The organism is Streptosporangium sp. DT93 (assembly GCF_049844535.1).
Classification (GTDB): Bacteria; Actinomycetota; Actinomycetes; order Streptosporangiales; family Streptosporangiaceae; genus Streptosporangium.
The window spans coordinates 222,923-244,318 of the sequence record NZ_JBNCLF010000008.1 but is presented as its reverse complement, the minus strand read 5'-3'; the positions used below and the strand labels follow the sequence as shown (position 1 = coordinate 244,318).

Below are 21,396 nucleotides of genomic sequence, written 5' to 3'. Positions count from 1 at the left end.
ACGAAAATGAACGACTCCTTGATCCCCGCCGCCCGCGCGGCGACCGGCCCGGCCGGGCCGCTCAGGCCGCTCGGGCCGGTCGGTGCCCCCGCCGGGCCGCGGTCCCTTCGGCCGGAGGCCCGCGCCGGCGGACCCGGCGCCACCGCGCCCGTCCCGGCGGAGGCGTCATGACCGGCCTCCTGCGCAACCCCGTGAAGAACTACGACTGGGGCTCGCACACGGCCATCGCCACGCTGACCGGCCGGCCCTCGCCCGCCGAACGTCCCGAGGCGGAGATGTGGTTCGGCACCCACCCGTCGGGCTCCTCGTCGGTGCTGCGGGACGGGACGTGGCACTCCCTGGCCGAGACGGTCGCCGCCGACCCTGCGGGTGAGCTGGGCCCGCGGACCGTCGAGCGGTTCGGCTCCCGGCTGCCGTACCTGCTGAAGCTGATCGCGGTGGACCTGCCGCTCTCGCTCCAGGTGCACCCCTCGCGCGAGCAGGCCGAGGAGGGGTTCGCGCGAGGCACCTACGTCGACCCGTTCCCCAAGCCCGAGCTGATCTGCGCGCTGACCCCGTTCACCGCGCTGGCCGGTTTCCGGCCACCGGAGGAGGCCGCGAAGCTCATCGGCGGCCTGGGCCTGCCGGCGCTGGAGCCGGTCGTCGCGCCGCTGGCGTCCGGGGACGCCTCCGCCGCGCTGCGCGTCCTGGTGGAGTGGCCCAGGGAGGGCCGGGCCGAGCTGCTGGACGCGATCGCGCGGGCCGCCGCGGCCGACGGCGGCCCCGACCACGAGCTGGTCGTACGGCTGGCCGGGATCCATCCCGAGGACCCGGCCTGCCTGGCGCCGCTGTTCCTGCGGCGTCACGAGCTGAATCCGGGTGAGGCGATCTTCCTCGGGGCGGGGGTGCTGCACTGCTACCTGAGCGGCTTCGGCGTGGAGATCATGGGAGGCTCCGACAACGTGCTGCGCGCCGGGCTGACCGGTAAGCCGATGGACGTGGAGGAGCTGCTGCGGGTCACCGACCCCACGGTCCCGGCGGTGCGGGTCGAACCGGAGGGCGGCCTCTACCGTACGCCCGCGCCCGAGTTCCGGCTCGGCACGGCCGTGCCCGGCTCCGGCCTCACCCTCCAGGGCGGGGTGCCGCGCATCCTGCTCTGCACCGCCGGTGAGGTCGAGGGCGGCGGGCACACCCTGCGGCCCGGCGAGTCGGCGTTCGTCCCCGCCTCGGCGGGACCGGTCGAGCTGCGCGGCTCCGGAACGGTCTTCTGGGCGGAGCCGGGCACCGACTGACCCGCCCCCGGCTTCCCGCTCCCGCCTCCCGCCTCCCGCCGGAGAACTCCCGGACGTCGCCGACGGGCTCTCCAGGACGGGAAAGCCGGGGCGGGGCGGTGGGAGCCGGGTGGCCGGGACGCGCGTCTCCATACCGGCCCGCTATGACGGATAACCGCGAGGGAGGGTGAGGCGTCCCCACCTGCGAGTCTGGAGGTATGCGATGACACCGTCGGACGCCCTCGCGGATCGGGACCTTCACCTGGAGCTGATCCTGGTCGAGGTGCTGCACAGCGAGGCCGAGCGGCTCGCCACCGGCTGAGCGGCCGGGTCCCGGCTCCGACGGGGAGGGCCGGGACCTCGCGCGGCGTCCGGAGGACACCTCCAGACCGGAAGGCGCCCGCGCCGGATGACGGGGAAAGGCCACGGACGACGGCCCATGGCCGGAAGGTGTCACGGCCACGTCGGCGGGCACGGGTCGTGCATGTCATCACCGCCTTCGGCCGTGCCCCGGCACGGTGACACCACGACCTACCGTCTCGCCCGTACGGTGGCCAGGACACGCCGGGGAAGGGCGCTGCACCCCGCCGGCGTCACCCTGCGAGGGGTCCTGGCCGTCGAGAGGGAGACGTCCAGGCCGCTGGGGGTCGCCGTCCTCGACCGTCCGGGGCGGACGGAGGTCGTCGTCCGCCTGTCCAAGGCGACCTCGCTGCCCGGCGTCCTGCCCGACGTGCTCGGCCTGGCCGTACGCGTCCCCGGCGGCGCCGTCCCCGGACACGCCGGTCCCGGCAACGACGGCGCCGGTTCTGGACACGACGACCCTGGCAACAACGGCGCCGGCTCCGGTGACGACGGCCCCGGTGACGACCTGGACCTGCTCTTCTCCACCTGCTGCCCGCTGCCGGTGCTGGACCGGCTGCCCTGGCCGCGTTCCGGTTTCACCGCCGGGCGATACTCCACCCTGGTCGCCTACCGGCACCGCAGGGGAGGGCTCCGCCTGGTCGCCGACCCGTCGGGGCCCCCGGTGCCGCCGGACCCGGCCTCGCTGACCGGCGGCCGTCTCGTCTTCCACCTGACCGCGCTGCCCTCGCGCGGGCGGTCCTGGCCCCTGGCGACGCTGACGGTCGACGGCGGGCCCCCGCTCCCGGACGTCTCCTTCGACCCGGTCCTGAACGCCCACCCCGAGCTCCGCCTGCCCGGCTGGCTGGCACGCTTCCGGCGACGGGCGTACGAGGGTTCCCGGGAGGGTCGCGCGGAGGCCCCACCGAACTGACCGCCCGACAGAAGGGTACCGCCCGACAGAACGGCCACCCACCGGAACGGTGCCGCCCGGCAGAACGGTGCCCGCCTGCCGGAACGGTGCCCGCCTGCCGAGGCGGGGCCGCCTGCCCGTGCGAGGGGGAGACCGATCTGCTTTCCTGGCGGAGAGCACCGGCTTCACCGCCGGCCGCGTCCTCTCACGACCGGAGCAGAGCATGCCCATCATCCCGGTGGCAGAACGCACCTGGGCGGCCGTCACCCCGGCCTCCACCTACCTGTTCGGCGTGGAGACCGACACCGGCACCGCCCCCGACACCGACGCCGGCGACGTCCGCCTCGTGCAGTGGTACTGGGGGCCCCGGCTGCCGGAGGCGGCACTGGCCGAGGCCGCGCTGCCCCCGACGCCCCGGCAGAGGTCGGGGTTCCACGACCCGCGCGACATCCACGAGCTGCTGCCGGTGGACGGCGGGCGGCGGTGGGGGGTGCCGTCGTTGCAGGCCTTCTACGAGGGCGGGGTGCGGTCGGTCGAGCTCTCCTTCGCGGAGGCCGTCGCGGGGACCGACGAGATCGAGCTGGTCCTGCGCGACGAGACGTACGGCCTGAGGGTCGGGGTGCACGTGCGCTGCGCCGACGGCACCGACGTCGTCGAACGGTGGGTCACCGTGGCCAACGAGGGCGCGGCCCCCGTGCGGTTCGGCAGGCTCGACTCCGGCAGCTGGGCCGTTCCCGAGCGGTCCGCCTACCGCTGTACCGGGGTCTACGGCGCCTGGGCGTACGAGACGCAGCTCCAGCGGGCAGAGCTGCCCGTCGGGGAGACGACGTTCACCAGCAGGACCGGGACCACGAGCCACCGCGCCAACCCGTGGATCATGGTCGACGCGGGCGACGCCACCGAGGAGAGCGGCGAGGTGTGGGCCGTGGCGCTCGCCTGGAGCGGCTCCTGGCGGCTCACCGCGCAGCACCGGCCCGAGGGCGACCTCGCCGTGACCTGCGGTTTCGGCCACGACGGGCCTTCCGTGCACCTGGCGCCCGGCGAGCGCCTGCGCACCCCGTCCGCGCTGGGCCTCTACGGCGACGGCGGGTACGGTGCCGCGAGCCGGGCCTGGCACGCGTACACCAGAGGCCATGTCCTGCCCGCGCCGCGGGAGGAGCGGCCGGTGCTCTACAACTCCTGGGAGGCCACCGGCTTCGACGTCTCCGAGTCCGGCCAGCTCGAACTGGCCGCCAGGGCCGCCGAGGTGGGCGCCGAGCTGTTCGTGGTGGACGACGGCTGGTTCGGCACCCGTGACCGCGACTCGCGCGGCCTCGGGGACTGGTGGCCCAACCCGGGCCGTTTCCCCGACGGGCTCACCCGCCTCTTCGACGGGGTCCGCGCCCTCGGCATGGCCGCCGGGCTCTGGGTCGAGCCGGAGATGGTCAACCCCGACAGCGACCTGTACCGCGACCGCCCGGACTGGGTGCTGCACCACCCCGGGCGGCGCCGCGACACCATGCGCAACCAGCTCGTGCTCAACTTCGCCCGCACCGACGTGCGCGAGTGGGCGATCGGCTGGCTCGACGCGCTGGTCGGCGAGTACCACCTGGCCTACCTGAAGTGGGACATGAACCGCAGCTTCAGCCAGGCGGGCTGGCCGGAGGCGGGAGAACGCGCGGACATGCTCTGGAGCGAGCACACCGACGGCGTCTACGCGGTCATGGACGAGCTGCGCCGGCGCCGTCCCGGGCTGCGGATCGAGTCGTGCTCGGGCGGCGGCGGCCGGGTCGACCTGGGCGTGCTGCGCCGTACCGACCAGGTGTGGACCTCCGACAACACCGACGCCCGCGACCGGCAGGCGATCCAGCACGGCTTCTCGTACCTGTACCCGGCCGGGACGATGTCGGCCTGGGTGACCGACAGCCCCAATCCGCACACCCGCAGGCGGGTGCCGCTGCGCTACCGCTTCCACGTCGCGATGGCCGGGGTCCTCGGTCTCGGCGGGAACCTGACCGCGTGGAGCGCCGAGGAGTTCGACGAGGCCGCCGGACTCGTCGAGGCGTACAAGGCGATCCGCCCGGTGGTGCAGCACGGCCGCCTGCACCGCCTGGGGGGCACGCCCGGCCTGACCGCCTCGGCCGTGCAGTACGTCCTGGACGACCGGGTCGTGGTGCTCGCCTACAACCCGTTCTCGCCGGACCGGCGGGCACCGAGGCGGCTGCGCCTGGCCGGGCTCGACCCCGAGGCCGTCTACGAGGTCGTGACGAGCGAGGCCGGCGCGACCGCGCCGGTGGGTTCGCGCCGGCACGGCCGCACGCTGACGGCCCTCGGGCTCATCCTGCCCTCCTTCCTGCCGAACGGCCCCGACTACCGCAGCGAGCTGCTGGAACTGCGCCGCGTACGGACCCCCTGACCGCCCGGGCCCCCCGACCGCCCTGACCGCTTCGCCGCGCGCGACGTCCGGCCGATGAACGTTTCAGCCCGCCGCGCGCCGCCGCCCTCCCCCACCTGGGCACATCCTCGCCCGCGGCCGGGCCGGGGGGCGTGACCTGTACCGGGGTGATCACCGATGTGATACTTCCGGTGCCCGCCCCCGAGGGGCGGACGTGGGTTTCCCGCGGAACGCCCTTCACCCCGCGAAAGAAGGACTCATGGCCAAAGTACGCACCCTGCTCGCCTCGGTGATCCTGGCCGGTGGCATGACGGTCGCCCTCGGTGCCGCCCCCGCCGAGGCCGCCACCCTCAGGAACGTCTACTACTACGACTGGGACTGCCACCGGGTGGGGAACCTCGGCATCGCCAGCGGCTGGTGGAGCTCGTACACCTGCAACCCCGAACACGGCTTCTGGTTCCTGTACGCCTGATCCCTCCGGCGACCGGTATCGGACACGCGGGGGTGCCGAACACCCATCCGGGGCACACCGGCAGGGCACGCTCGACCGCCCCCGCGAAAGGATCGTCGTGACCCTCCCCCGCGTCCGCCTCACCGTGCTCCCCGCCGTGCTCCTCTCCGCTCTCGTCACCCCGCTGCTGATCCCGGCCGCCGCGCACGCGAGCGCCTCCTACACCTGCGGCAGCGGGTACGCCTACCTCTCCCCCATCCAGGTCCTCGGCCCCTACGAGATCACCGCCGACGGCTGCACCGGGTCGGGCACCGACGAGCCGGGAGTCATCACCATCCCCTCGGGCACCTACGGCTGCGACCGGGTCTGGGCGCTGCCCGGCGGAGGTGTCAGAGGCGTCCGCTGCGATGGCGGCTGACCGCCCCTCAGGATCGCGGGACGCCCTGACCGCGGCCGGATATCTGCTGCACGGCCCAGCCGTTGCCGTCGGGGTCGCTGAAGAAGAAGAACCCGACGTTGTCGAGGGGGTCCGGTACGGGCCTCGGGTTCTCGCCCAGGATCTGGACCTCGCCGACCTCCACCCCGCGCTCGACGAGCTCGGCACGCGCCCTGTGGATGTCCGGGACCACCAGCTGCAACCCCCTGAGCGAGCCCGGCGGCATGTCCGGGACGGCCCCCTTTCCGATGACGACCGAGCAGCCCGACCCCGGAGGGGTCAGTTGCACGATGCGCACCTCGTCGCCGACCCTGGTGTCGTGGTCGACGGTGAAGCCGAGCCGTTCGGCGTAGAAGGTCTTCGCGCGGTCCACGTCCGAGACGGGGACCACCACCACTTCCAGCGTCCAATTCATGATCGTCTACCTTCTTCTCGCCTGCCCCGGGCCGGTTCCGGCCCGGGGATCGTCATGTCCTGACGGCCTCACGGCCGGTTCTCGGGCCGGAGACCGTCGCGTCGAGCAGGTCCGGGCTCATGTACACAACCTCCTCGTCCAACAACCAAAAGGTTTTATATACGGTCTCGAACGGGCTGTCAGCCGCCGGCCTGTCGGCTCCGGCCGGCTCCGGCCACGATCGTGGCCGGGCGGGACGCGGGCACGAGGTCCCGGCCGACGGTCCGCTCCGCGAACCCGCCGCGGGACGTCCCAGAACCTGGGTGAGATACCACGTCCTTTCGGTCTAGGCTTGGACGATGGACGAGCGCCAGGTCGTGGTGGTCGGGTACGACGACGCGGAACTCCTCGACATCGCATGCGTCACCACGACCCTGTCGACGGCGAACGTGGCAGGGAAGGTACGCCCCCCGTACCGCACGAGGATGGTCAGCCCCGGAGGGCACCCGATCACGTGCAGCGGCGGCATGACGCTGCAGAGCCACCAGTCGCTCGAACGGCTCACCGGGCCGATCGACACGCTGATCGTCTCCGGCGGCTGGGGTCACCTGCGGGCGGCCGCCGACCCGCTGATCGTCGGCCACGTCCGGCGGCTGGCGCGGGAGAGCCGCCGGGTCGCGTCGGTCTGTACCGGAGCGAGCATCCTGGCGGCCGCGGGCCTGCTGGACGGCAGGCGCGCCACCACGCACTGGTGGTTCGCCGGCGAGCTCGCCTCCCGCCATCCCGCGATCGACGTGGACCCCGACCCCATCTACATCCGCGACGGCGCCGTGACCACGTCGGCGGGCGTCACCAGCGCCCTGGACCTGACGCTGGCCTTCATCGAGGAGGACCACGGCGCCAAGCTCGCCCGGTTGATCTCGCGCATCCTGGTGACCTATCTTCAGCGGCCGGGCAACCAGTCGCAGATGAGCATGTTCACCGCCGCCCCTCCCCCCGAGAGCGACCTGGTCCGCCGGCTGACCGACCATGTCAGCGCGAACCTGGACGGCGACCTCACCACGACCGCCCTGGCGGACGTGGCCGGGGTGAGCCCGCGGCACCTCACCCGGCTGCTGCTGGCGAACCTGGGGCGGTCACCGGGGCGTTTCGTCCGGAACGCCCGCATCGAGGCGGCCACCCACCTGGTCGTCACCACGTCCCTGCCGATGGCGAGCGTGGCGGCACGGTGCGGGTTCGGCACGGCCGAGGCGCTCCGCCAGGCGTTCGTGAGCCGGTACGGGATTCCGCCGTCGCGCTACCGCGCGATCCACACCCGTCCCTGGACCGGCTGACGCCTCGGCCTCCCGGCCCCGTCCGGGTCCGGGGGGGCGGTGGGCGACGCGCCCGTGGGAGGACCGCCTCAGCCCACGGCCTTCCTGACGAGCTCCCCGATCCGCGCCTCGTCGTCGGCGGTCAGCTCCGTCAGGGCGAAGGCGGTCGGCCACATGGTGCCCTCGTCGAGGTTCGCCAGGTCGTTGAAGCCGAGGACGGCGTACCTGGTCTTGAACTTGTGCGCGCTCTGGAAGAAGCAGACGACCTTGCCGTCCCTGGCGTACGCGGGCATCCCGTACCAGAGCTTCGGTGAGAGGTCCGGCGCCTCGGCCCTGATGATGTCGTGGAGCCTCTGGGCGATGACGCGGTCGTCCTCCTCCATCTCGGTGATCTTCGCGAGCACCTCGCCCTCCACGTCCGCCTTGGCCCCGCGCGAGCCGCGCCGCGCGGACGTCTTCAGCTCCCGGGCGCGCTCCTTCATCGCGTCCCGTTCCTCGTCCGTGAACCCCTCGTACGTCTCCTTCGCGCCGGTGTCCCCGGCGGACGGCCGCGTCTTCGTCATGGTGGATCTCCTCTGCGGTCAAGCGTGATCTGGACGCTCTCATGCTAGGGATCCGCCCAGGTCACGGCTTCTCCGAAACTGACCGGTCTCCGCCCGGGAGCGAACGATCACGTCGGCGTCAGCGCCGCCGCCGCACCCTCGTACGACGCCGGTAGTCGCCGGGTGACATTCCGGCCAGCTCGGTGAAGCGGGCGCCGAAGGGGTCCGGCGACGGGCAGCCGACCGCGAGGCGGACCTCGGAGACGCTGAGGTCGCCGTCGCGCAGCAGCGCCATCGCGCGCTCGACGCGACGGGTCATCAGGTAGTCGGAGGGCGGCTCACCGTAGGCGAGCCGGAACCGGTGGCCGAGGTGCCCGGCCGACATGTCCGCGCCGCGGGCGAGCGCCTCGACGTTCAGCGGCCGCGCGTACTCGCGGTCGATGCGGTCGCGGACGCGGCGCAGTCGCGCGAGGTCCTCCAGCTGCCGGGCCGCGGTGAGCGCGCGCCCCCATGCGGGACGACACATGAGAGATCTCCTTCGGTCGATGTCCGCGGGCACCCGGGCTCCGCGGCGAGGTGCTCGCCGACGCGGAGGGCCGGGCCGGCGACCGGACGGCTCAGTGAATCTCCTGGATGCGCACCATGTTGCCCGCGGGGTCGCGGAAGGCGCAGTCACGGATGCCGTACGGCTGGTCCGTCGGCTCCTGGACCACCTCGGCGCCGCCGGCCCGCAGCTTCTCGAAGGTGGCGTCGAGGCTCCGGCTGGCCAGCAGGATCCAGCCGTAGGTGCCCTTGGCCATCATCTCGGCGATGACGCGGCGCTCGTCGTCGGTGATGCCGGGATCGGCGGCCGGCGGGGCCAGGAGGATGGACGTGCCGGGCTGGCCGGCGGGTCCCACGGTGATCCATCGCATCTTGCCGTGCCCGACGTCGCTGCGTACCTCGAAGCCGAGGGTGTCGCGGTAGAAGACCAGCGAGGCGTCCGGGTCGGCGTGCGGCAGGAAGCTCGTATGAATCGTGATGTCCATGACCGTCACGTTATCCACGGCTCGGTGAACGACGCTTCTCGAATTCTGACCGGTCCGGCCAACAGGGGGACGGCTCGCGACGTCCCCGGCGAGCGTCCGCCGGGGGTGTCCGTGAGGGGACGGCTCGTGGCGTCCCCGGAGAAGGCGTCCCTCGAAGGGGCGTGCCCGGAGAAGGCGTCCCCCGGAGGGGCGTGCCCGGCGCGCGTCCGCGGAGGGTGTCCGCGGACGCTCCCCGCTCAGGCCGCGACGGGCGAGAAGGCGCCGGCGTCGCCCTTGCGGACCACGCTGGTGTCGCCGTTGACGCCGATGGGAATGTCACCGGCCAGCGTGATGCGGTGCAGACGCCGCGGCAGGTCGTCGTAGTCCGCGACGGCGTAGTGCTGGGTGGCCCGGTTGTCCCAGATGGCGATGTCCCCCTCGCGCCAGTTCCACCGCACCGTGTTCTCCAGGCGGGTGACGTGCCGCTGCAGCAGGGAGAACAGCTCCTGGAAGTCGGTAGCGCTCAGGCCGCCGAACGACCTGACGAAGTGGCCGAGCAGCAGGGACGGCTCGCCGGTCTCGGGGTGGACGCGGACGACGGGGTGCTCGGTCTCGAACTCGTCGCTCCGGAACTGCTCGCGGTACTCCTGTTCCTTGACGTCGACCCCGCCGATCCTCGGGGCCTGCGCCGCGTAGTCGTACAGGTTCGAGTGCACCGCGCGCAGCCGGCCCACCAGCGCCTGCAGGCCGGGGTGCAGGTTGCGGTACGCCTCCACCGTGTTGGCCCACACCGTGGTCCCGCCGTAGGGCGGCAGCGTGACGGCGCGCAGCACGCTGATCGCCGGGATCCGGTCGACGAAGGTCACGTCGGTGTGCCAGCTGTTGGCCTTGCCCCGCTCGGAGTCGATCGGGAGCACGGCCTCACCGTCGCCGGTCACCGTCGGGTGCGGCCTGGTCACGATGCCGAGCAGCCTGGTGAACGCGTGCTGGTCGGCGTCGGTGGCGTGCTGCTGGTCGCGCAGGAAGACCACCCGGTGGCGCAGCAGCGCGGCGCGCAGTTCGGCGACCGCCTCCGGGTCGGCGTCGCCGCCCACCCTGAGGCCGCCGACGACCGCGCCGATCACGCCGCCGACCTGGGTGACGTCGATGTGCCGGTAGGAGCCGTCGGTGACGGCAGGGGACGCGTGGTCGTGGAGCTGGGTCATTTCCCTGACACCTCTCGGTGGGCGATGCGGTGGGTCGTATCACAGCGTGTGCCAGGGGAAGGCTAATGTCAACTATTCCTACAGGAATAGTAGGTAATACCTCCGCGGCCGGTCCGGCCCGTAAAAATCTCCCGCCCCGGTGATGTTCCCTCGCGGCGGGGCAGGGGGGTGCGCATGGTGAACCCCTTGGACATCGCGCTGGTCCTCCTCTTCCTCGTCGCCGCGGGCTTCGTCCTCCGCCGCTGGGCGCGGCAGCACCGCTGACACGACGAGCCCCGGTCGCGCCCGCCGCCGAACACCTTCCTGTCGGCGAACGTGGAATTCGTGCCGGTCACCACCGGGGCAGGCGCCCGGAAACAGGCGGCTCACCGCCACAGCCGGTTGCCCGCGGACGAAAACACCGGCCCCCGTCCCGCCGGCCACGCCCCTCGATATGACCGGCCGGTCAAAGGTGTCCTCGTCCGCCCCCGGTTCACCCTCCGGATCGCCGGATCGGATTTCGCAGCCCGCCGAAGTCAAAGCGTCCTCGGGCGACCAGGCGGAACACGCCGGCACAGGATGACCGTTTAAGCGATTTTGTGATCTCCGAAACGGGCGACATCTTCGGGATTTCTCACTCGTCACCTCCTGTGCCCTATACCCTTCGCAAAGTCACATTTTCGGAGGAGTGTCCGGGGGGAGATCGGCGTGCCATTGTCGTGGGGCGATCTCCCGGTCGGGAGGCTGTTCCGCCTCGCGGGAGTCGATTCCGCCATTGACGCCAATGTGATGGAATTGTTGCTGAATCCCTTACCCGAGACCGGCCCCGCCGTCGTCACCTACACGGCGACCGAAGGTAATTCGGTATCGGGAGTGGTGGAATCCATCCTCCGCGATCTGGAAATACTGGCCATCGGGCTTTTCCCGGCCTGGTTACCCGGAGGGGAGAAGCTCTCCGGCCCCGGCGGTGGCGGGGTGGCGGCGGCGAGGATCCTCGCGATGCGTCTCGCGTCAGGCACCCGTCATTTCGGACCGTTCCTGGCCGACCTCGCCGCCCGGTCCGTCCAGCACCGCGGCCCGCTGGTTCCCGGGAGGCGCGGCCCGAAGGGGCGATCGTTCCCCCCGGAGTCGCGGGCGGCCGGTCTGGCCCGGGTCATCGCCTCCACGTTCGGCCGCGAATCGGCGGCGCTGGTCGTCTACGTGCCGGAGAAGCCGACCTCCCATGGAGAGAAGCTCCTGGTCGCCGGGTGCGAATGGCTGGCGCACCGGAGCGGCATGGGGATCTGGCTCGTCGGCCCCGAACTGCGCCGCGTCGAAACCCTCCACCTGGAGGTACCCGCCGCGGTCAGGAGACTGGCCGGGACGATGACGGCACCGCCGCTCACCGCGACGGTGGGAATGCCCCCGATCGCCGGAAGGCCGCACCCCGGGAGCCCGGTGGAACAGGCGCTGGAGGCGGCCCTGGCGGAATGCGACTGGGCTCATGGCCGGACCTGGAACCAGACGTACCGATCCAAGGACCCGTTGTTCATCATGATTCGCACGGACCTGATCTGGGTCCGGGAGAAGTGCGTCGTGGAACTCGACGGACCGGAACACGCGACGTCCGCCCACATGGAGCGCGACCGGATTCGTGACCGGCACCTGGAACGTGACGGGTTCACGGTGTTGCGATTCACCAACCGGCAGGTGATGAGCGACCTACCGGGAGTTCTGCACCACATCAATGAATTCCTCCGGGCACGACGCCTCGGAACGAGCGAAAGAGCAGGCTGATGTCCGAAGAAAGACTCACGTACCGGCAGGTCGCAGCTCTGCTCGTACTGAGGGAGCTCGGAACCGCATTGCCCCACAAGGAGCTGAAGGCTGAATGGGGCCTGGATCTCGATACCAAGAACCGTGCAGGTCTCGTCGACGCCAAGTTGATCGAGTCGGAGTCCAGGAAACGAGCTCTGTGGTACACGATCACACCGGCCGGTGAAGATCGCGCGATCGAGGAGGTACGCAAGGGAATCCCCGTGTCCTCCCGGTCGGGCAAAGCCCTGGCTCTTCTGTACCTGCGGTCCCTCGTGGCGCCCAAGGCAGCGACCTCGGTCGTCGAGGAACCCGCTCGGACACCCGTGACGACGGTTTCACCGGAGGAGGTGGAGGGCCGGATCCGCGAGGCCTATGCGAAGCTCACACCCGGTGTCGGCCGGTGGGTCTCGATGACCAAGCTGCGAGCCCTCCTGACCGACATCGATCGGGATCTCCAGGACGACGTCATGCGCGCCATGATGCTGAACGGGCGTGCGGACATCGAGCCCGTAGCGATCGTGGGCGACCTGAAGCCCGAGGACCACGCCGCCGCGATCGTCATCGGCAGCACACCCAACCATCAGTTCCGCGTCGGAGCGTGACGATGGTCACCGAATGGTACGCGCTGAGCAGTCTCAAGCTCTTCTCGACCGTCAACGCCAGCGAGGACGTCTGGCAGCCGGTTCCGTTCCACGTGCCCGGGATGCACCCGGAGGCTTCCCTCGCTCTTCGCTCGGGACTGGACGCCGCCGCCGACTCCCCCGTGACCAGCCCGGTCGGGGTGATCCTCGAAGGTGGCGCCGGAAGCGGGAAGACGCACCTGATGAGCTGGCTGCGTGAGCAGACCGTCCAGCGCGAAGGCTACTTCTTCCTGATGGACGTTCTCGACGCCCGCAACTTCTGGGAGAGCGCCGTCGTGTCCATCCAGGACGGGCTGGCCCGGGTGGGCGCGGACGAGGAGACCCAGCTCAAGCGATTTCTCCGCAGTCTGACGGGCCTGATGCAGCTCCCGCGAAAGACCCAGAAGACGATCATCGGCAACCAGCCGGTCACCCGCGAAGATCTCGACCTGTTCATCGAGGCCCTGTACGGGATCGATCGCCGGGTCGGCAGAGACACACAGGACGCCGCCCGCGCCCTCGTGCTCCTGGCGGCCGGTGACAACACCCTGGTGGACATCGGCGAGTCCTACATCTGCTCGATCGAGGACGGTGAGAGCTACCGGCAGGAGTGGGGATTCCGGAAGGTCCGCAAATCCCCGCAGGAGATCGTCCGTGACATCTCGCGGCTGCTGGCGCTGACCGGCCCGAGCGTCATGGCCTTCGACCAGCTCGACACGTTCATCGCGCAGAGCAGCCTCTTCGCCGAGGACGACTCCACCAGTTCGGCGACCTCGGCGATTCTCCAGTTCGCTCACGGGCTGACCAGCCTCCGTGAGGTGTCCAGCCGCACCCTGACGGTTCTCTCCTGCCTGCCGGAGACGTGGACGATCCTTGAGGACCTGGCCGTCAGAAGTTTCAAGGACCGCTTTCGCAGGGCCACGTTCCTTCGGCGCATCCCGACCCCCGAGGTCGGGGCGGAGCTCGTCACCGTGCGGCTCGCGGAGCACTTCAAGGACATCGGCTTCGACCGGCCGTATCCGACGTGGCCGGTCAAGCCGGAGGCGTTCGCGCGGGCTCCGTTCTACACCCCGCGTCAGGTCCTGGCACGTCTCCACGAGCACATCCAGAAGTGCCTGCACCACGACGGCGAGATCACCGAGCTGGCCAGCCTCGACGCGCTCGCGAACATGGGCGGTAGTTCTGCGAAAGCCGACCCCAGAGAGGACGTGCTCCAGGCGATCGACATCAAGTTCGCGATGCTGGCCGATTCGGCCGACGTCAGCGGAGCGCTGGACACCGAACTGGAGGACACCGTCCTTCCCGGCCTGATCTCGGCGGGCCTCCAGGCGTGGATCGTGGAGCAGCGCGGGACGTCGGCGCGCTACCGGGTCGACCCGCCGATGGGCCGCAAGACCTCCCTTCACGCCGGTCTCAAGCAGGTCCTGAACGAGGCGACCGAGGACGAGATCCACTGGGCGTTCCGCGGCATCGCCGCCACGCACCATCTGGCGGCGCTGACCCGGCTCCGGAAGGCCGCGCTCAAGGCCGGTCTCGCGGAGGAGAGTCCCAAGCGCCGGTTGATCATCGTCCGGAACATTCCGTGGAACTCCGGGCCGGTCACCCAGGCGGCGGTCGCCGACTTCCACGCCAGGGGCGGCCGGGTGGTCACGGCCGACGAAGAGGACCTCAAGGTGATGTGCGCCCTGCGGGACCTCTTCGCGGAGAGCGTCTCGCACCTCGACCAGTGGATCGCCAGCAGGAGACCCGCCGCCGACCTCAGATTCCTCAAGGACGCCCTGGGTGACTGGCCGGATCCGACCGCTCCGCAGGATCCCCGCCCCCCGACGGCCCCCGAGGAGCCGTCCGGACGGGCGAAGTCACTTCCGGCTCCCTCGGCCGGCTCCCCGGAAAACAGGCCGTCCGGGGTGCCGTCGCTGACCGTGGGGCGCTCGGACGACGGCGGGCACCCGGTCTCCGTCGACCTGGAGGCGCTCCGCAGGCACGTCGCGATCTTCGCGGGATCCGGCTCGGGGAAGACGGTCCTGATCAGGCGGATCGTCGAGGAGTGCGCTCTTCAGGGCGTGTCCTCGATCGTGCTCGACCCGAACAACGACCTCGCCCGTCTCGGCGACCCATGGCCACAGGAACCTCCCGCCTGGGGCCCGGGGGACGGGGAGCGGGCGGCTCGCTACATCGCGGACACCGATGTCGTGGTCTGGACACCGCGCAGGGAGAAGGGCCGTCCGCTGGCCTTCCAGCCGCTGCCCGACTTCGCCGGCGTCCGGGACGACGTCGACGAGTTCAACGAGGCCGTTCACGCCACCATGGCGGCGCTCACCCCACGGGCGAAGGCGGAGGGCGCCAGCAGCAGGTCCCAGCTCGCCCGGGCGGTGCTCATGGAGGCGGTCGTCCACTTCGGCACGTACAGGAACAACGGCCTCGACGGGCTGATACACCTGCTCGCGGACTTCCCCGAGGACATCAGCCAGATCAGTGGGGCGGCGAAGATCGCGGACGGGCTCGCCCAGGTGCTCCGGGCCGCCGCCGTGACCGACCCGCTGTTCGCGGGAAGAGGCGAGCCGGTCGATCCGGGGCGGCTGCTCACCCCGGCCGCGGGAAAGCGTGCCCGGGTCTCGGTCATCAGTTTCGTGGGACTCCAGGGCGACTCCGAGCGGCAGTCCTTCGTGAACCAGCTGCAGATGGCACTGTTCGCCTGGATCAGGAAGAACCCCGCCGGCGACCTGCCCCTGGGCGGGCTCTTCGTGATGGACGAGGCCCAGACCTTCGCCCCCTCGGGCGCCATGACCGCGTGCACGCAGAGCACACTCGCGCTGGCCTCCCAGGCCCGCAAGTACGGGCTCGGGCTGGTGTTCGCGACCCAGGCACCCAAGGGCCTGCACAACCGGATCCCGGGCAACACCTCGACACAGTTCTACGGCCTGCTCAACGCGGACGTACAGATCGAGGCCGCGAAGGCGATGGCCCGCGTCAAGGGCGGCAGGGCCGATGACATCGGTTCGCTCCGCAGCGGCCAGTTCTACGTCGCCCCCGAGGGCGCGAGGTTCACGAAGGTACGTACCCCCCTGTGCCTGACCCATCACCCCAGGGCACCGCTGACGACCGAGGAGGTCATCGCCCGGGCGAGCCGATGACCGTGCGGGCCGGCCGTACTCGTCGCTCCTCCGGAGCCCGGTCCCCTCGCGGGGAGGATCGTGCGCGCCGCCGCCCCCGGGAGCAGGCGGAAGCCCCTGTCGTCATCGGACGGCGAGGGCTTCCTCGCGTTCCCGCCCACCGGGTCGAGCGGCCTCCCCGTCACCGGGGGAAAACCTGGTGGCCCAATCTGGCCAGTACGAGCGGGCAACCGGGGCGTGTTCGGCGGCGTCCTCTCTCGCTCGCATCTTCTGCCCCTGGAGTACCTGTATGCGCCCTCTTCACGCCCTCGCCGTTCTCGCCGCGCTGGCGTTCGCCGCCCCGCTCGCTCCCCCCGCCCAGGCCGCGACGACCGTACGGCCGTCGGCTCCGGCGACCGTACGGACGTCGGCCGCGACGACCTACCGCGGGGAGGGCGATCAGCTCCTGCGCGTCCGGGTGACGACCAAGCCCGGCATCGTGAAGATCACCCACAACGGGGAAGGCCACTTCGCCGTGTGGACCCTCACCCCGTCGGGCAGAGAGGACGATCTCCTCGCCAACGAGATCGGTGCCTACAGGGGAACCTCCCCGTTCAACACCAACACGTCCAACAAGACGGCGGCGTTCAGCGTCAAGGCCGAGGGCGCCTGGACCCTGCAGGTGCTGCCCCTGGCGAAGGCGCGTTCCTGGTCGATCACCAGCCGCGGCACCGGCGACGACGTGCTCCGGCTGAGCAGCACCAGCCGCGGCCTGCACCGCCTGAAGATCCGTCACAGCGGCGACGGTCACTTCGCGGTGTGGACGCTGGACGCGAACGGCCGGACCCACAACCTGGTCGCGAACAAGGTCGGCGCCTACAACGGCACCGTCTCGCTGCCCCCGGGCACCCGGTACGCGTCGGTCAAGGCCAATGGTCCCTGGTCGATCGTCCGCCGATAACCCGGCACGTAAGCCGGAACCTTTCCACCGTCCGTGCCGACCCCCGGGTCCGGCAGCGGCCGAGGCCCCGGGCGTGCTCATCGCCCGGGACCGAAGAAAACCCGGCCGTGGCCGCCCGTCGTGAACGACAAGCGGTTGGCGGCCTCGTCAGCGCTCCGCATCTTCCGCGCTGAACTCGACCGCTCTCATCTCAGGCCGGCCGCGACCTCGATGTGCCGAACGACGTGCAGAAGATCCCACGACTGCAGGTGCCGCTCAAGCTCCTTCATCCGGAGGGCCAGGATGTGCCCCTCCATCGCCGTCGGCTCACCGCCAAACTCCAGACACGAGCTGACACACCAGCGGAGCTCCGCGAGAGCCGGGTCGGTCATCAGGGGTTGCGGTCCGGTCGGCCGTCGCCGGAGCCAGAACGACAATGCGTGACGCGCGGCCTCCCGGGGAGCGCCGTACCGGTACCAGCGGCTCTGCGTGTGCGGGTTGGGATCTCCTTCGTGTGGGTTTCGCCGGCCTTGCCGCTTGGCTTCCCGGCGCATCGTCGCGTAAGCCGTGATCTCGTCCTGCCGAGCCGCCCGGCTCGCCTCGATCACCTCGAGAGCACCGAGTAGCGCCGTCTCGTCGTTCTGAAATCTTCCTGCCCGTAGTTCGAGAAAACTCAGCGTCGCGTGAAAACCCAGAGGACGGTACAACTGGACGCACGAGCGCAGCGCCGACACCCGGTGTCGATGAGGAAGCGCGGGGTCACGTACCTTGCGTGCGAAGTTGGTGAAACTCACCAGGGAAAGCTAGAGGGAACCGCAGAGAAGACGGGCCTGCGATTCCGTACCTCCAGGACATAGGGGTGGACGTCTTTTCCCTGCCGGCCGGCTTGCAGATTTTCCGCTGACATGTACGGCAGCTACCGGATTCGCTGCTCTCCCAGGCTGTTCAGCGGTAGGTCAGGGGAACAAAAACCCCCAGGCCCCCATCCTGCCGGAGCACCCGTCATGGCCCCCGGTGGCTGCCCCGCCGATCAAACCGTTTGGCCACCCACCGGGCCACCGGATAGAACGGCGCGGTGATTCCCGATGCCGACTTCGATCCGCAAGCACTGAGCCGGCTCTGGGAGCGGCAGTGGCCCGAGTGCCCACCGGTCGCCTACTGGCTTCGCGGTCACTACCCAGACCGCTGGATCAGATTTCACAGCCTGCCGGAGTCAAAGCGCTACCCGGACGATGAGGCGGAATACGCCATCGTGCTCAACCGCCACCACACCATGCTGTCCGAACTCGATCCCGGCCCAGAACTCCTGGTCATCACGGCCGAATGGACGAACACTCCAGCACTCACCCTTCGGCGGTGGCCAAGCCGATCAGAGGTCACTCCGGCGGCACAGCAACGGAAACACGCCTTCCCGTAGTCGCGTTGCCGTACGCGGAGGACGTGGACCGGTGGCTCACGGAGAAGGCCAGGACACTCAGCGCTCGAACGGTCCGCCTCCTCCACTCGTGCCTGAACCGGGCGGTGAGGTTCGCCCAGTCCCGCGACAAGGTGAAGCGCAACGTGGTGGGTCTCTGCGAGGTCCCCGAGGGGAAGGAAGGGCGACCGTCCAAGGCGCTCGCTCTCGACCAGGCGGAAGCCATCCTCAAGGCCGCGAGCGACACCCGGATGTACGCCTACGTCGTGCTCTCCCTCCTCATCGGTGCCCGTACGGAAGAGCTGCGGGCGCCCGTCTGGTCGGAGGTGAATCTCGACGGCAAGCCGGGCACCGGTACTCCCCCGTGGATCGCCGTGTGGCGCTCCGTGCGGGAGGGCGGCGACACCAAGACCCGGAAGTCGCGTAGATCTCTCGCGCTGCCTCGTCGCTGCGTCGAAGCCCTCCGGGAGCACCGGACCCAACAGGACAGGGAGCGGGGGGCGGGGGGCGCGAGGTGGACGGAGAACGATCTCGTCTTCGCCTCCCTCGTCGGCACTCCCCTGGACTCCCACAACGCACGGCGGGCGTTCCGGAAGATCGTGAAAGACGCCGGGCTGCCCGCGAAGGACTGGACGCCTCGGGAGATGCGGTACAGCTTCGTCTCGCTGCTGTTCGACTCCGGCGTACCCCTGGAGGACATCGCGCGACTCGTCGGCCACAGCGGGACAGCGGTAACAGAGGCGGTCTACCGGAAGCAGATCCGCCCAGTCCTGCTCGGCGGGGCGGAGGCGATGGACCGGATCTTCACATGACGAGAGCGATAGTCACTCAGGTAGTCACCCAGAACGAGGAAAGGGTGCCGCCCTTTCGGGTGACACCCTTGCCGACCAGCTAAAACCTGGTCGGGACGACAGGATTTGAACCTGCGACCCCTTGACCCCCAGTGATCTAACGGGCGTCTACAGGTTCCATGTAGTCCAGGCAGTGCAGGTCAGGGCCCCCAAGTAGTCCATAGCGTCCACGCTTTCCGTCCGATCCGGGCGGGTCTGTGAGACGGCTGTGAGACAGGGAGGCCGACCACGTGTTCCGAAACCGCCAGTTCAATGAGCGCTCACGCCCCCTCTGCGGCGGGTTCCTCCTCTGCGCCGGCCTTGACCGCCAGCGGCCATGCTCGCTTCGGTCCGGCCTTGATCTCGCCGTTGACGTAGCGGATGCCGAGCCGCCGCATCGCCTCGGGGCCGGTGATGCCGTCGACCTCTTTCGCTCGAGCCTTGATGGCATCCCAGAGGTCATCCTCCATGCGGATGTGCTGGATAGGCGTTTCGCCTCGTCCCGTGCGTGCAGCCACTTCGGCCTCCCTCTCTGCTGTGTAGACAACAGCGTACGGGATGTTTCGTCAACCCTCTTGTGTTGTGTACACAGCATATGCTTAGCTGTGTACACAGCAGAGGCAAGGCGAACGGGAGAAAACGCAGATGAGCACCACTATCCAGGTCACCACCCGTGAGGCCGCTGCCGCTCTGAACGTCTCCCTCCGCACGGCTCAGCGGTGGGCGAAGACGGGCAAGCTCGCCGCCACGAAGGACGCTGCGGGCCGCTGGGTCATCACCCTCACCGCGACCGGCCTGGACGACTTCAAGCCCTTCCAGATCGACAAGGCGCACGAGGCGATCGAGCAGGGCGCGATCCTCCCGACCAAGCGCCCCAACCTCTACACCGCCGTCAGCGGCGACGGCTCCACCACCTACCTGGTCGCGGCGCAGTCCTGCACCTGCCCGGCCGGAGTGAAGAGCCGCCGCTGCTACCACGTCGCCGCGGTGCGGATCCTGCTCGCCGCCCGCACCGCCCGCACCGCAGCCTGACCGCTCCACCCGCACAACGCAATGCGGGCCCGCCCAGTGCTACGAACACCGGAACGGGCCCTGGATCAGAACCAAACCAGGAAGGTCCCTCACCTGATGGACAACCGTACGATCACCAGCCCCGCCACCGCCAGCAGCGCCGCGAACCTGCGCACCCGCTCCACCGGCACCGTCCACGCCAGCACCACCCCCGGCAACCCGCTGTGCCCGGCCCGCCCCGACGCCTCCGCCGCCGTCGGTCGATACGACGAGACCAGCGAGCCGGTCACCTGCCGGTCCTGCCTCAAGCAGCAGGCGAAGTTCCAGCCCGCCCCGGCTGTTGAGCCGCCGGCCGCCCGCCCCGCCCCCGCCTGCCCCGCCTGGTGTGAAGGCCTCGACCACGGCGACGACGCCCCCGGCACCCAAGCCCACTGGACGTCCAGCCCCGACCTGCCCCTCTCCCTCGAGACCGCAGACGAGAACACCACCGGCCCCGCCGTCACCCTGCTCGCCGACCTGGTCCTCATCGACGGCGACGCCCGCGGCCCGCACATCACGCTGAGCGAGACCTGGCAGAAGTGGGAGCGCCACCTCACCCCGGCCGAAGCCGACCAGCTCGCCCACCGGCTGCGCGACCTCACCGCGCAGCTCCGCACCGGCCACACCCCGACCCCCGCCCCGGCCGACGGGCGCCCGTTCTGGCAGACCATGCCGTGCCCGGACTGGTGTGAAGCCCTCCACCAGGACAAGGACCACCCCGACGACCGCGGCCACTACAGCGAACTGCACACCACCCCGCTCGCCCAGCACCGGCCCGTCCAGACCGCGCCCGGCGTGTGGGAGCCCGACGAGCTGCACCTGTTCCTCATCCAAGACGAGCGGGAGGCGACCCCGGTGGTGCGGGCAGGCCGCGGCGGTCTCACCGAGCAGCTCGTGACGATGACGCTCGCCGAGGCCGCCCAGCATCACGCCCGACTGGGCGCCCTGTTGGAGGCCGCCCGCGGCAACCAGTCCGGCCCGGCGGCGACCGGCTGCCGCCCGTGGTGTGTGGAGCACGACGACTGCACCGGCGGTGGCCACCACCCCGCCGACCCGCCCGGCGGCATGTGTCGGGCCGGCCACGCCCTGCTGCCCGGCGGACGGGGCGGCGTGGGCGGGGTGGTGGAGCTCACCTATGACGGCGTGGACGGCGCCCTGATCCAGGTGAGCAACGACAGCGACGCCGTGCTCACCCTCGCCGAGGCCGAGCACTTCGCCCACACCATCCTCGAGCGGGTCGCCCTGGCCCGCACCACGACCCCGGCCAGCCCGGCGCCGATGGTGCTGGCCGACGTCGACGGCGCATGCCCGAACCCGGGCTGCCGCATCTGCAAGCCCGCCTGACCGCCGAAGCGGCGCCCGGCGGGGGGGGGGCGCCCCCCCCCCCCCCCCCGCCCCCCCCCCCCCCCCCCCCCCCACAAGGACTCACGGACGCCCCCCCCGCGCCCAC

21 protein-coding genes are annotated in these 21,396 nt (G+C 70.8%); 14 read left to right on the top strand and 7 right to left on the bottom strand.

Annotation, left to right across the window (positions count from 1 at the left end):
• The first annotated feature begins 167 nt into the window (after positions 1–167).
• From manA to ACLQ2R_RS19785, 5 genes are all read left to right on the top strand, one after another.
• A complete protein-coding gene (gene manA / locus ACLQ2R_RS19805; protein WP_425961489.1) occupies positions 168–1,271 on the top strand; it encodes a mannose-6-phosphate isomerase, class I in 1,104 nt (367 codons plus the stop codon).
• A 463-nt stretch (positions 1,272–1,734) separates the two neighbouring features.
• Complete coding sequence (locus ACLQ2R_RS19800) at positions 1,735–2,523, top strand: hypothetical protein (RefSeq protein ID WP_425961488.1); 789 nt, start codon at positions 1,735–1,737, stop codon at positions 2,521–2,523.
• A gap of 202 nt (positions 2,524–2,725) precedes the next feature.
• The gene (locus ACLQ2R_RS19795) at positions 2,726–4,897 is read left to right on the top strand and encodes an alpha-galactosidase (RefSeq protein WP_425961487.1); all 2,172 of its coding nucleotides are present in this window, start codon (positions 2,726–2,728) and stop codon (positions 4,895–4,897) included.
• Positions 4,898–5,135: 238 nt separating this feature from the next.
• The gene (locus tag ACLQ2R_RS19790) at positions 5,136–5,348 is read left to right on the top strand and encodes a hypothetical protein (protein WP_425961486.1); all 213 of its coding nucleotides are present in this window, start codon (positions 5,136–5,138) and stop codon (positions 5,346–5,348) included.
• A 97-nt stretch (positions 5,349–5,445) separates the two neighbouring features.
• Positions 5,446–5,745, top strand: a complete 300-nt coding sequence (locus ACLQ2R_RS19785; RefSeq protein WP_425961485.1) for a hypothetical protein — start codon at positions 5,446–5,448, stop codon at positions 5,743–5,745.
• Between the two features lie 7 nt (positions 5,746–5,752).
• On the opposite strand, the gene ACLQ2R_RS19780 is transcribed toward ACLQ2R_RS19785, so the two are convergent.
• Complete coding sequence (locus ACLQ2R_RS19780; protein ID WP_425961484.1) at positions 5,753–6,178, bottom strand: VOC family protein; 426 nt, start codon at positions 6,176–6,178, stop codon at positions 5,753–5,755.
• 338 nt (positions 6,179–6,516) lie between these two features.
• Here ACLQ2R_RS19780 and ACLQ2R_RS19775 point away from each other — a divergent pair, with 338 nt between their 5' ends.
• On the top strand, positions 6,517–7,491 hold the full coding sequence (locus tag ACLQ2R_RS19775) for a GlxA family transcriptional regulator (RefSeq protein ID WP_425961483.1): 975 nt from the start codon (positions 6,517–6,519) through the stop codon (positions 7,489–7,491).
• 68 nt (positions 7,492–7,559) lie between these two features.
• Here ACLQ2R_RS19775 and ACLQ2R_RS19770 read toward each other — a convergent pair whose 3' ends face one another.
• The 4 genes from ACLQ2R_RS19770 to ACLQ2R_RS19755 form a co-directional block, all read right to left on the bottom strand.
• Complete coding sequence (locus ACLQ2R_RS19770; protein ID WP_425961482.1) at positions 7,560–8,033, bottom strand: iron chaperone; 474 nt, start codon at positions 8,031–8,033, stop codon at positions 7,560–7,562.
• A gap of 118 nt (positions 8,034–8,151) precedes the next feature.
• Positions 8,152–8,538, bottom strand: a complete 387-nt coding sequence (locus ACLQ2R_RS19765; RefSeq protein ID WP_425961481.1) for a helix-turn-helix transcriptional regulator — start codon at positions 8,536–8,538, stop codon at positions 8,152–8,154.
• A 91-nt stretch (positions 8,539–8,629) separates the two neighbouring features.
• Positions 8,630–9,040, bottom strand: a complete 411-nt coding sequence (locus ACLQ2R_RS19760; protein ID WP_425961479.1) for a VOC family protein — start codon at positions 9,038–9,040, stop codon at positions 8,630–8,632.
• Positions 9,041–9,276: 236 nt separating this feature from the next.
• Positions 9,277–10,224, bottom strand: a complete 948-nt coding sequence (locus tag ACLQ2R_RS19755; RefSeq protein WP_425961478.1) for a TauD/TfdA dioxygenase family protein — start codon at positions 10,222–10,224, stop codon at positions 9,277–9,279.
• A gap of 687 nt (positions 10,225–10,911) precedes the next feature.
• Here ACLQ2R_RS19755 and ACLQ2R_RS19750 point away from each other — a divergent pair.
• From ACLQ2R_RS19750 to ACLQ2R_RS19735, 4 genes are all read left to right on the top strand, one after another.
• Positions 10,912–11,979, top strand: a complete 1,068-nt coding sequence (locus ACLQ2R_RS19750) for an endonuclease domain-containing protein (protein ID WP_425961476.1) — start codon at positions 10,912–10,914, stop codon at positions 11,977–11,979.
• The gene (locus ACLQ2R_RS19745; protein WP_425961474.1) at positions 11,979–12,602 is read left to right on the top strand and encodes a hypothetical protein; all 624 of its coding nucleotides are present in this window, start codon (positions 11,979–11,981) and stop codon (positions 12,600–12,602) included. Before ACLQ2R_RS19750 ends, ACLQ2R_RS19745 begins: the two co-directional genes overlap by 1 nt.
• A gap of 2 nt (positions 12,603–12,604) precedes the next feature.
• On the top strand, positions 12,605–15,754 hold the full coding sequence (locus tag ACLQ2R_RS19740) for an ATP-binding protein (protein ID WP_425961472.1): 3,150 nt from the start codon (positions 12,605–12,607) through the stop codon (positions 15,752–15,754).
• Between the two features lie 268 nt (positions 15,755–16,022).
• Positions 16,023–16,673: a hypothetical protein gene (locus ACLQ2R_RS19735; protein WP_425961470.1), complete on the top strand. Its 651-nt coding sequence runs from the start codon at positions 16,023–16,025 to the stop codon at positions 16,671–16,673.
• Between the two features lie 185 nt (positions 16,674–16,858).
• Here ACLQ2R_RS19735 and ACLQ2R_RS19730 read toward each other — a convergent pair whose 3' ends face one another.
• Complete coding sequence (locus ACLQ2R_RS19730) at positions 16,859–17,446, bottom strand: hypothetical protein (RefSeq protein ID WP_425961469.1); 588 nt, start codon at positions 17,444–17,446, stop codon at positions 16,859–16,861.
• Positions 17,447–17,727: 281 nt separating this feature from the next.
• Here ACLQ2R_RS19730 and ACLQ2R_RS19725 point away from each other — a divergent pair, with 281 nt between their 5' ends.
• Positions 17,728–18,069, top strand: a complete 342-nt coding sequence (locus tag ACLQ2R_RS19725; RefSeq protein WP_425961468.1) for a DUF3885 domain-containing protein — start codon at positions 17,728–17,730, stop codon at positions 18,067–18,069.
• Positions 18,009–18,878 (top strand): site-specific integrase, encoded by an 870-nt coding sequence (locus tag ACLQ2R_RS19720; RefSeq protein WP_425961466.1) that lies wholly within the window; start codon positions 18,009–18,011, stop codon positions 18,876–18,878. Before ACLQ2R_RS19725 ends, ACLQ2R_RS19720 begins: the two co-directional genes overlap by 61 nt.
• A 299-nt stretch (positions 18,879–19,177) precedes the next feature.
• On the opposite strand, the gene ACLQ2R_RS19715 is transcribed toward ACLQ2R_RS19720, so the two are convergent.
• Positions 19,178–19,414 carry a hypothetical protein gene (locus ACLQ2R_RS19715; protein ID WP_425961464.1) on the bottom strand — a complete coding sequence of 79 codons (237 nt, stop codon included), beginning with the start codon at positions 19,412–19,414 and terminating at the stop codon, positions 19,178–19,180.
• 127 nt (positions 19,415–19,541) lie between these two features.
• Here ACLQ2R_RS19715 and ACLQ2R_RS19710 point away from each other — a divergent pair, with 127 nt between their 5' ends.
• Both ACLQ2R_RS19710 and ACLQ2R_RS19705 read left to right on the top strand, forming a co-directional pair.
• Positions 19,542–19,928, top strand: coding sequence for a helix-turn-helix domain-containing protein (locus tag ACLQ2R_RS19710; RefSeq protein ID WP_425961462.1), 387 nt, complete (start codon positions 19,542–19,544; stop codon positions 19,926–19,928).
• A 96-nt stretch (positions 19,929–20,024) separates the two neighbouring features.
• The gene (locus ACLQ2R_RS19705; RefSeq protein WP_425961460.1) at positions 20,025–21,290 is read left to right on the top strand and encodes a DUF6907 domain-containing protein; all 1,266 of its coding nucleotides are present in this window, start codon (positions 20,025–20,027) and stop codon (positions 21,288–21,290) included.
• Positions 21,291–21,396 lie beyond the last annotated feature (106 nt).

Coding starts and splice junctions, on each gene's coding strand:
- manA (WP_425961489.1), top strand. CDS start 168: ATGACCGGCCTCCTGCGCAACCCCGTGAAGAACTACGACTGGGGCTCG.
- ACLQ2R_RS19800 (WP_425961488.1), top strand. CDS start 1,735: ATGTCATCACCGCCTTCGGCCGTGCCCCGGCACGGTGACACCACGACC.
- ACLQ2R_RS19795 (WP_425961487.1), top strand. CDS start 2,726: ATGCCCATCATCCCGGTGGCAGAACGCACCTGGGCGGCCGTCACCCCG.
- ACLQ2R_RS19790 (WP_425961486.1), top strand. CDS start 5,136: ATGGCCAAAGTACGCACCCTGCTCGCCTCGGTGATCCTGGCCGGTGGC.
- ACLQ2R_RS19780 (WP_425961484.1), bottom strand. CDS start 6,178: ATGAATTGGACGCTGGAAGTGGTGGTGGTCCCCGTCTCGGACGTGGAC.
- ACLQ2R_RS19775 (WP_425961483.1), top strand. CDS start 6,517: ATGGACGAGCGCCAGGTCGTGGTGGTCGGGTACGACGACGCGGAACTC.
- ACLQ2R_RS19770 (WP_425961482.1), bottom strand. CDS start 8,033: ATGACGAAGACGCGGCCGTCCGCCGGGGACACCGGCGCGAAGGAGACG.
- ACLQ2R_RS19765 (WP_425961481.1), bottom strand. CDS start 8,538: ATGTGTCGTCCCGCATGGGGGCGCGCGCTCACCGCGGCCCGGCAGCTG.
- ACLQ2R_RS19760 (WP_425961479.1), bottom strand. CDS start 9,040: ATGGACATCACGATTCATACGAGCTTCCTGCCGCACGCCGACCCGGAC.
- ACLQ2R_RS19755 (WP_425961478.1), bottom strand. CDS start 10,224: ATGACCCAGCTCCACGACCACGCGTCCCCTGCCGTCACCGACGGCTCC.
- ACLQ2R_RS19745 (WP_425961474.1), top strand. CDS start 11,979: ATGTCCGAAGAAAGACTCACGTACCGGCAGGTCGCAGCTCTGCTCGTA.
- ACLQ2R_RS19740 (WP_425961472.1), top strand. CDS start 12,605: ATGGTCACCGAATGGTACGCGCTGAGCAGTCTCAAGCTCTTCTCGACC.
- ACLQ2R_RS19735 (WP_425961470.1), top strand. CDS start 16,023: ATGCGCCCTCTTCACGCCCTCGCCGTTCTCGCCGCGCTGGCGTTCGCC.
- ACLQ2R_RS19710 (WP_425961462.1), top strand. CDS start 19,542: ATGAGCACCACTATCCAGGTCACCACCCGTGAGGCCGCTGCCGCTCTG.
- ACLQ2R_RS19705 (WP_425961460.1), top strand. CDS start 20,025: ATGGACAACCGTACGATCACCAGCCCCGCCACCGCCAGCAGCGCCGCG.